We start from the raw sequence: 4,544 nt of genomic DNA, 5'->3' as shown, positions 1-4,544 counted from the left end.
CACCGCTGACGGCCGCCATTTCCTTGCGGCTGAGTTCGTGGGCGCGGGACAGGTCGTTGATCATCAGTGCGGACATGATAAATCTCCTAGGTTTGCTGCGGTTTGGAAGAGAGCACTTTTCGTTGCGCTCGCAGCTACAAACGCATGGGACGTGCCAGGTCGATTCATGTGTGCATGATGGGCGCTTAACATGCTGAAAATAAAGGAAATATTTTCTGGGTGACGACGTTTCGCCGGACCCGCTGGACACGATCGGGAAACGGCGGTGTCGGGTTTGTCCAAACGATTTCCCGGGCAGCTGTTTCGCTTCAGCCAACACGCAAGCGGTCTGACGGGGTAGCCCCGTTCGGGATCGTGATGCCTTTGGAGCGTGGAGGATTCGTCAGGTTTTTCGCATCGGAACTGTGACGCACCTACGTCAGGAGATCGTCGTCATGAGCGCGATTGAATACGATGTCATCGTTGTCGGGAGCGGCTTCGGCGGGGCGGTGGCGGCCTGCCGCCTTGCGGAGGCGGGATGGAGGGTGCTGGTGCTGGAGCGTGGTCGCCGCTGGACCCCGAAGACGTATCCGCGCGACGAGACCGACCCGTGGCTTTGGGACCAGCAGAACCCGCAACGATTCCATGGCTGGGCCGACCTGCGGGTTTTTTCCCGCATGTCGGTGGTGGCTGCCGCGGGCGTGGGCGGCGGGTCGCTGATCTACGCCAACGTCTCGGTCGAGGCCAAGCCCGACGCCTTCGATCAGGGCTGGCCGCCCGAGATCACGTACGAGGCGCTCAAGCCTTACTACCAGCGCGTGGGCTGGATGCTGTCGGTCCAGGAGGTGCCCGACAACCAGATCAGCGAGCGCACCCGCTTGTTGCGCGACGCTGCCGACGCCTGCGGCTGGGGCGATCGGTATCGCAAGTTGCCGCTCGCCGTGTCGTTCTCGCCGACCTACGATCCGTCCTTGCCCGGCGCGCGCGACGACCGGCGTTCTGTCAGGCACGTCAACGTGCATGGGGTATCGCAAGGCACGTGCGTGCATTGCGGCAATTGCGACATCGGATGCCAGGTGTCGGCGAAGAACACGCTCGACCTCAACTATCTGGCCGTGGCCGAGCGCCATGGCGCGAAAATCCTTCCGCTGCACGTCGTGCAAAAGCTCGAGCCGCTCGGCGCGGGATGGCGCGTGCATTTCAACGTCATCGATCCCGCCGCCGGTCGTGTCATGCCCGGAACCGCCACGGCGGCCAGGGTGATCGTCAGCGCCGGATCGATCGGCAGTACCGAGTTGCTGCTCCGCTGTCGCGACGAGCATCGCACGCTGCCGAATCTATCGCCGAGGCTCGGCTGGGGCTGGGCCTTCAACGGCGACTTCGTCACGCCGGCCTTCTACAGCCACCGGAAGATCTCTCCGTCGCACGGCGTCACCATCTCCGCTGCGATCGACCTTCTCGACGGGGCTGACGACAATGGTCAGCCTCTGTTCGTGGAGGACGGCGGCGTGCCCAATCTTGCGCATGATTTCGTGCGCCGCCACCTGCAGCGCTCGCACGGTGGGGTGATGCGCGCGTTCTGGCGCGCCTTCGCGCGCCATTTCGATTGCGATGACCCGGTCGAGAACATGATGCCCTGGTTCGGCCAGGCGATCGATCCGGGGGACGGGCACATGCGTCTCGGCCGCCGCTGGTTTGCGCCATGGCACCGCGTATTGCGGCTCGACTGGTCGTACGCGCGATCCCTGGCTGTCGTCGATGCGATGGTCGATGCGCACCGCCGCCTGTCGATTGCCACGGGCGGCGAACCCTTCGTCCCGCCGACATGGAGCGACTTCCACCGGCTGATCACCCCGCATCCGCTCGGGGGTTGCAACATGGGACTCACGCGCGAGGATGGCGTGGTGAACGCGGACGGCAAGGTATTCGGTTACGACGGGCTCTACGTGATGGACGGTGCGACGATCCCGCGTGCGCTCGGGCTGAATCCGTCGCGCACGATCGCCGCGCTGGCCGAGCGCAATGTCGCCGTGTTGCTCGGCCAGCTCCGCCGCTCCGAATCGAGCGTTGCCGAGAACCGTCGCGCGGGCTAGTGCGAGAACCCCGACGCCGTTTCGCTGAGACTCTTGCCTTTGGTTTCAGGCGCAAGCCATTGCGATACGCCCGCACCGACCGCCGCGATGCCGGCCGCGATCAGGATGGTCACCGAGGGGCCGAGATTGGCCATCGACCAGGGCATCAGGAACGTGCCGAGCCCGGCCCCGATTCTGCTGAAGGCGGCGGCAAAACCCGTCCCGATCCCGCGGATTTCGGTCGGGAACACCTCGCCGGGATAGATGCAGGTCAGCGTGCCGCACCCGGCGTTGAAGAACGAAAACGCGAGGAACAGGCCCAGCACGACCACCCCAGGCGCATGGGTCCATATGCCGAGAATCGCGAGGATGACGGTGATGATCCACTGGGGCGGTACCGTCAGGACACGGCGACCCGCCTTGTCGATCAACAGAACCGTGGCGACACTGCCGGCCAAGGCAACCGCGGACAGCCCGACCCCGCCGGCGAGCCCCCCGCCGAGGCCGAATTTCTGCAGCACGGTGTCGGCGAACGTGGCGATCGCGAAGTACGGCGTCACGACGCAAAAGAAGAACAACGACACGAACAGCGTGACGCGCCAATACTGACGGGAGAACAGCATCCCGAACCCGCCGCCCGAGTGAGCAACTTCGTGCTCGACGTCGGCCATGTCGTCGGCGCTTTCCATATATCGACGCGCGACGGAACGGGCCTGCTCGGTGCGGCGCTTGCTCCACAGCCAGCGCGGCGATTCAGGCATGCCGATCCGGCCGAGGAACAAGGCGACCGCGATAAAGGTACTGGTGCCGAGGATGTTCCGCCATCCGAGGTGCGTATACCGATCCAGCAGATAACCCACGACGAAGGCGAACATGAAGCCGGCGTACCAGGCGATGAGGGTCAAGCCCATCAGCCGTCCTCGGATGCGGGATGGCGAGAATTCCGACAGCAGCGGCCAACCGACGGAGTATTCCACACCGATCGCGATACCCATCAGCAGCCGAACCACGAACAGTTGCTGCGGTGACGTGATGAAGAACTGCATGGAGCCGACGAAGAACTGCATGAACGACGCGATCACGAACAAGCCCATGTCGAGCAGGAACAAGGGTTTTCGGCCGAACTTGTCGCCGGCCCAACCACCCAACGGCGAGCCGATGAGGATTCCAAACAATGCGCCGGCCGCGATCAGCCCCTCCCAGACCGGCGATATGGCGAGCTCGGCGGTCATCTTGCCGGACACTGGGCCGACGATCCCGAGGATATAGCCGTCCAGAAACGTACCGCCGGTCAGAACCATGATCATCCTGATCATGAAGCGTCGTTTGAACGCTGAGGACGTCTCATCCCCAGGCGCCACGGCGGAAACAGCAACTTCCCTCTCTAACGAAGTCATATGTATCTCCTTCTACGACATGCATGAGCACGCTTGCGAGCGTGACGGTGATAGCGCGCCGACTCGGCGTGTGAGCGCCAGTCGTTCGGGGTGCGCAGTAGCGCCGCAATTTGCGGTCGACGGTACATATCGACCGCGCGGCGCTGCGTCGAGTCTATGGACGAGATGAGAGTCGAGCTGTCACGCTTGCGCCTGGAAAACGACCGTAAACGACACTTGGCGCGCACGCTCCATTTCCTGTCGGGCGAAGACAAGTGAGCGCCCCAGGCCCGAGACGCCGCCCTTTGTTCGCGGTCTTTCTGACTTGCCGGAATCAGTTCGAATCGTGCTTCGAATGGTTGTCGCGACGGCTTTTCAATGGTTCATTGCAGGAAGCCGTGGAGGGTTTGAAGGCGAATGGGTCATCTGACGCCCGACTTTGGTGCAGTCGGGACCCAGCGGGGTGACGGTGCCGCCGTGCTGCCGCGAGCCATTGCCGGGTCGCGTGATCCGCTCGAACCGGGGAAGCGTCGATGAGTCGCTTGCGGGCAAGCATCTGCCGGAAAACGACGATACCTTCGAATTGTGGTTGACGAAACTACTGAGGGATAGCGCACATCAAGGAGATCGTCATGAAACTATTCGGAAAACTGTTGTGGACCGGCGCATTGTCGGCAATGGTGGCAGCACTAAGCGCATCCGCGCTCGCCGATACGAAGCCCACGTTGAAGATCGGCTACGTCGAAGGCTGGGACGACAGCGTCGCGACGTCGAACGTCGCGGCTCGCGTGATCGAGAAGAAACTCGGTTACCCGGTCCAGCTCGTGCCGGTGGCTGCCGGGATCATGTGGCAGGGCGTGGCGCGCGGCGACCTCGACGCGACGTTGTCCGCGTGGCTGCCCGTCACGCACGGCTCCTACTGGAGCGAATACAAGGCGAAGGTCGTCGATCTCGGCGCGAACTTTCCCGACGCGAAGATCGGCCTGATCGTTCCCGACTACGTGAAGGCGAAGAGCATCGAGGATCTGAACGCCGAGAAAAGCAGCTTCGGCGGCCGGATCGTCGGCATCGACGCGGGCGCGGGCGTGATGCGCAAGACCGACGAAGCGATCAAGAG

General features: G+C 63.4%; 3 protein-coding genes. 2 read left to right on the top strand and 1 reads right to left on the bottom strand.

Going from position 1 to position 4,544, the window contains the following annotated elements:
• Positions 1-434: 434 nt before the first annotated feature.
• Positions 435-2,072: a GMC oxidoreductase gene (locus DIE23_RS38590; RefSeq protein ID WP_124618106.1), complete on the top strand. Its 1,638-nt coding sequence runs from the start codon at positions 435-437 to the stop codon at positions 2,070-2,072.
• Here DIE23_RS38590 and DIE23_RS38585 read toward each other — a convergent pair.
• Complete coding sequence (locus tag DIE23_RS38585) at positions 2,069-3,448, bottom strand: MFS transporter (RefSeq protein WP_124618104.1); 1,380 nt, start codon at positions 3,446-3,448, stop codon at positions 2,069-2,071. The two genes, DIE23_RS38590 and DIE23_RS38585, sit on opposite strands and share 4 nt — an antisense overlap.
• Before the next feature lie 611 nt (positions 3,449-4,059).
• Between DIE23_RS38585 and DIE23_RS38580 the strand changes: the two genes are divergently transcribed.
• Positions 4,060-4,544: glycine betaine ABC transporter substrate-binding protein (locus DIE23_RS38580; RefSeq protein ID WP_311767846.1), on the top strand; the 485-nt coding region annotated here is incomplete at its 3' end.

Origin of the sequence: Burkholderia sp. Bp9143 (assembly GCF_003853645.1) — a bacterium.
Classification (GTDB): domain Bacteria; phylum Pseudomonadota; class Gammaproteobacteria; order Burkholderiales; family Burkholderiaceae; genus Burkholderia.
Note: the sequence above shows the minus strand (reverse complement) of the source record. Positions and strands in the feature narration are given on the sequence as shown.

What these genes read in the sequence shown, in the direction of transcription:
- DIE23_RS38590 (WP_124618106.1), top strand. Translation starts at nt 435, where the DNA reads ATGAGCGCGATTGAATACGATGTCATCGTTGTCGGGAGCGGCTTCGGC.
- DIE23_RS38585 (WP_124618104.1), bottom strand. Translation starts at nt 3,448, where the DNA reads ATGACTTCGTTAGAGAGGGAAGTTGCTGTTTCCGCCGTGGCGCCTGGG.